4 protein-coding genes are annotated in these 3,981 nt (G+C 68.1%); all 4 read right to left on the bottom strand.

Annotated elements, in window-relative coordinates:
* Positions 1–13: 13 nt before the first annotated feature.
* A complete protein-coding gene (locus tag FKP22_RS23315; protein WP_141290063.1) occupies positions 14–1,093 on the bottom strand; it encodes a protein-glutamate methylesterase/protein-glutamine glutaminase in 1,080 nt (359 codons plus the stop codon).
* A gap of 30 nt (positions 1,094–1,123) precedes the next feature.
* A complete protein-coding gene (locus FKP22_RS23310) occupies positions 1,124–1,717 on the bottom strand; it encodes a chemotaxis protein CheD (RefSeq protein WP_141290062.1) in 594 nt (197 codons plus the stop codon).
* A 77-nt stretch (positions 1,718–1,794) separates the two neighbouring features.
* Complete coding sequence (locus FKP22_RS23305; RefSeq protein ID WP_141290061.1) at positions 1,795–2,607, bottom strand: CheR family methyltransferase; 813 nt, start codon at positions 2,605–2,607, stop codon at positions 1,795–1,797.
* A 28-nt stretch (positions 2,608–2,635) separates the two neighbouring features.
* A complete protein-coding gene (locus tag FKP22_RS23300) occupies positions 2,636–3,865 on the bottom strand; it encodes an EAL domain-containing response regulator (protein WP_310733362.1) in 1,230 nt (409 codons plus the stop codon).
* Between the last annotated feature and the right edge of the window lie 116 nt (positions 3,866–3,981).

Raw genomic sequence — 3,981 nt, 5'->3', positions numbered from 1 at the left:
CCGGCATCACCACCTACTCTCCTCTGCGCCAGTGGGGCGTGGGCAAGGGCACGATGCGCTCGACGCCGCCGCGCTTGATGGCTTCCTTGGGCATGCCGAAGACCACGCAGCTCTCTTCGTCCTGGGCCACGGTGCGGGCGCCGGCGTTGCGCATTTCCAGCAGGCCGGCGGCGCCATCGTCGCCCATGCCGGTCATGATGATGCCGAGCGCATTCACGCCGGCGGCCTTGGCCACCGAGCGGAACATCACGTCGACCGAGGGCCGGTGGCGGTTGACCAGCGGCCCGTCGACCACCTCGACCATGTACTGCGCGCCGCTGCGCTTCATCAGCACGTGCTTGCCGCCGGGGGCGATCAGCGCGCGGCCGGGCACGATGCGGTCGTTGGTCTCGGCTTCCTTGACCTGGATCTGGCAGATGCTGTCCAGCCGGGCCGCGAAGGCGGCGGTGAATTTCTCCGGCATGTGCTGCACGATCAGGATGCCCGGCGAGACGCGCGGCAGCATGGTCAGGACTTCTTCCAGTGCCTGCGTGCCGCCGGTGGAAGTGCCGATGGCGATCACGCGTTCGGTGGTCTGCGCCATCGCGCGCGGGCTGCCCGAGGCGGGGGCCAGGATCACGTCGGCGGTGTGCTTGACCGGCGCGGTCAGCGGCGCTGCGCCTTCGGCCCGCGGCGAGAGCCGGCGCACATTGGCGCGCGCGGCGGCCTTGACGGTCGAGACCAGGTCGTTGCTGGCTTCGACCAGGAACTGCTTCAAGCCCAGCTTGGGCTTGGTGACGATGGCCACCGCACCGGCGGCCATGGCTTCGAGCGTGGTCTTGGCGCCTTTTTCGGTCAGCGTCGAGCAGATGACGACAGGCGTCGGCCGCTCGCTCATGATCTTGCGCAGGAAGGTGATGCCGTCCATGCGGGGCATTTCCACGTCCAGCACGATCACGTCGGGCCACTGCTGCTTCATGCGCTCCATGGCCAGCAGCGGGTCTGCCACCGCGGCAATCACCACGATGCCGGGCGTTGCGCTCAGCATGCCGGCGACGACCTGCCGTACGACGGCGGAATCGTCGACCACCATGACCTTGATAGCAGCTTGCATTGTTGACTGTCTCCGGCGGCGCGGGGCCGCTCAGCTTGAAGTGGACGGGGGCGCGGACGGCAACGGTGTGCCAAGCGGGAAGGGCAGGGCAGGCAGCACCGGGGACTCGGTCTGCACCGCCATTTGGCGCGCCCACACGTCGCCGCTGCCCACGTCGAAGATGATCTGGCGGTGGCCGTTGCCAAACAGGCTTTCGGACACCACCTGGATGCCATGGCCCTGCAGCAGCCTGCGCGCTGCTTCGCCGTTGCGCCGGCCAATGCCCATCTGGCTGCTGGGCTTGTTCTCGGGGAACATTTCGCCGCCGCCGAAGATCTTGGCCTGGCAGTCGGCGGGCTTCACGTCACGCCGGGCCAGCAGGTCCAGCATCAGGCGCAAGGCCTCGTCGGCATAGCGGCCATCCAGCGTCTCGTCGGCGTGGCGCGACCGGCCGCGCTTGGCCAGCAGGAAATGCGACATCGCGCCCATGCGCCTGGTGGCGCACCACAAGGTGATGGACACACAGGAGCCCAGCAGCGTGCGGATGCGGTGCTGCGCGTCGCCGACAAAAAATTCGCCCGGCTGCAGGAAGACATCGCCCTGCCTGCCGGAAGGCGGCGGCGCGGGGCTCTGGGAAGGGTCCATGGCCAGTCAGCCGCAGCGGGCTTGGCTTGCCAGCGTACAGCTGCCGGGCGTCTGTTGAAGGGGGCGGAAGTCCGGCATCACAGGGGCTTGCGGTAGATGGACGGCGCGACCTGCGTCACCGAGTTGTTGATGTCGTTCAGGCTTTCCGAGTGGCCGATGCAGAAGTGGCCGCCCGGCTTCAGCAGCGACAGCACGCGTGCCACCACCTGGCGCTTGGTGTCGCCATTGAAGTAGATCATCACGTTGCGCAGGAAGATCACGTCGAATTGCCCCAGGCGCGGCAGCTCGGTGTTCAGGTTGGCATGCACGAAGCTGACGCGCTGGCGCAGTGCGCGCTCGACCAGCAGCGTACCTTCCTGCTCGCCGTGGCCCTTCAGGCAGAAGCGCTTCAGGTAGGGCGGCGGGATCAGCCGGGTGCGCTCCAGCGGGAAGTGGCCGGTGCGGGCCTTGGCCAGCACCCGGGTGCTGATGTCGGTGCCCAGCACGTCCCAGGGAGCGCTGCCCAGGCAGTCGGCCAGCACCATCGCGATGCTGTAGCCCTCTTCGCCGGTGGACGAGGCGGCGCTCCAGACGCGGAACGGCTGCGTGCCGCGCGCCGCAGCGGCGGCCGTGGCCAGCTCGCGCAGCAGGTCGAAGTGCTTGGGCTCGCGGAAGAAATAGGTTTCGTTGGTCGTCAACAGGTCCACTGCAGTCTGCACCTCGGCTGGCGCGGAGCCGTCGCGCAGCAGCTTGAAGTACTCGCCGTAGGTGGACAGCTGGTGGGCGGCCAGGCGTTTGGACAGACGGCCGCTCACCAGTGCCTTCTTGGCCGGCGACAGCGTGATGCCGGCGGCCTCGAAGATGAAGCGCTGGAAGTGGCCGAATTCGGTGTCGGTGATCGTCGTGTTCATCGAAGAACTTATCGGCAACTTGCGCGGGTTACTGCAGTGCAGGGTTTTCCGGCGGCAGCTCGGGAGAGGGGCCGGCGCCGGTCGATTCGTGACGCAGCTCGCGCAGGCGCGGCTGGTGGCGCTTGATCCACAGCAGCATCTCGCTGGCCGGCATCGGCTTGGCAATCAGGTAGCCCTGGCCGACGTTGCAGCCGCCTTGCTGCAGCAGCCGCCAGTCCTCCAGCGTCTCGACGCCTTCGGCCACCGTGACCAGGCCCAGCTGGCGCGCCAGTTCGAGGGCCGACTGCAGGATCACCCGCAGGTTGCTGCGCTGGTGTGCGCCGTGCACGAAGGAGCGGTCAATCTTCAATTCAGTGAACGGAATGCGGGCCAGCTGCTGCATCGAAGAGAAGCCGGTGCCGTAGTCGTCGATCGACAGGCCGAAGCCCTTGAGCCGCAGCCGCGCCAGCGCGCCCAGCGCCGTGCCCAGCCGGTCGGCCAGCGTGCTTTCGGTGATCTCCAGCACCACCTGGTCTGCCTTCAGGCCACGTTGCTGCACCAGCGCCGAGACTTCATCGACCAGCGTGGGCCGGTCCAGCAGGCGCTGCGACAGGTTGATTGCCATCGACAGCTTGAGCCCCCGGGCGTTCCATTCCGCGGCCTGGGCCAGGGCCTGGCCCATCACCGAGAGCGTCAGTTCGTGGATCAGGTTTTCTTCCTCGGCCAGCGCCACGAACAGGTCGGGCCGCACAAAGCCCGTGCCGTGCCGGTGCCAGCGCGCCAGCGCCTCCACACCACGCACGATGCCGGTGCGCATGTCCACCTTGGGCTGGTAATGCACGCCCAGTTCGCCGCGGGCAATGGCCGAGGCCAGCTCCTCGCGGCAGATGCTGACGGCCGGGTTCGCAGGAGCCGGTGCGGCGGCGCCCTGGCAGCGCGCCAGCTCGCCAAAGCGCTGCAGCATGGCTTGCAGCGGCGGCAGCGTCAGCGGCTTCTGCAGCCCGCCCAGCACTGGCAGCCCCAGGTTGCGCGCCATCAGCTCCACCGAATGGATCAGCGAAAGCTCGCGGACCGAAGCCACGACCAGCGGGATGTGGATCTGGCGCTGGTGCAACTGCTGGATCAGCTCCACACCGTCCATGCCCGGCATTTCCAAGTCGACGATCAGTAGGTCCGGCGACAGCGCCAGAAGGCCCAGCAGTTCCAGTGCTTCGCTGCCGGTAGCGGCCTCGTAGATCAGCGGCACGCCGAACTGCCGGCACAGGTCGACGGCATGCATGCGCTGCACGCCGCTGTCATCGACGATGAGCAGCGAGCCGACCGGGCAGGGGGTATTGCCGTGCTGCGTCATGCTGGGCCGAGGCGTGGGCGGCTGCGGGAGGGGTTCAGAACCGG

The organism is Ideonella azotifigens (genome assembly GCF_006519715.1).
Lineage (GTDB): Bacteria > Pseudomonadota > Gammaproteobacteria > Burkholderiales > Burkholderiaceae_C > Ideonella > Ideonella azotifigens.
The sequence above is the reverse complement of the archived record's forward strand: the minus strand, read 5'-3'. Positions and strand labels throughout refer to the sequence as shown.

Bases quoted from the DNA above. Each gene is read 5' to 3' on its own strand.
- FKP22_RS23315 (WP_141290063.1), bottom strand. From the start codon at position 1,093: ATGCAAGCTGCTATCAAGGTCATGGTGGTCGACGATTCCGCCGTCGTA.
- FKP22_RS23310 (WP_141290062.1), bottom strand. From the start codon at position 1,717: ATGGACCCTTCCCAGAGCCCCGCGCCGCCGCCTTCCGGCAGGCAGGGC.
- FKP22_RS23305 (WP_141290061.1), bottom strand. From the start codon at position 2,607: ATGAACACGACGATCACCGACACCGAATTCGGCCACTTCCAGCGCTTC.
- FKP22_RS23300 (WP_310733362.1), bottom strand. From the start codon at position 3,865: ATGCATGCCGTCGACCTGTGCCGGCAGTTCGGCGTGCCGCTGATCTAC.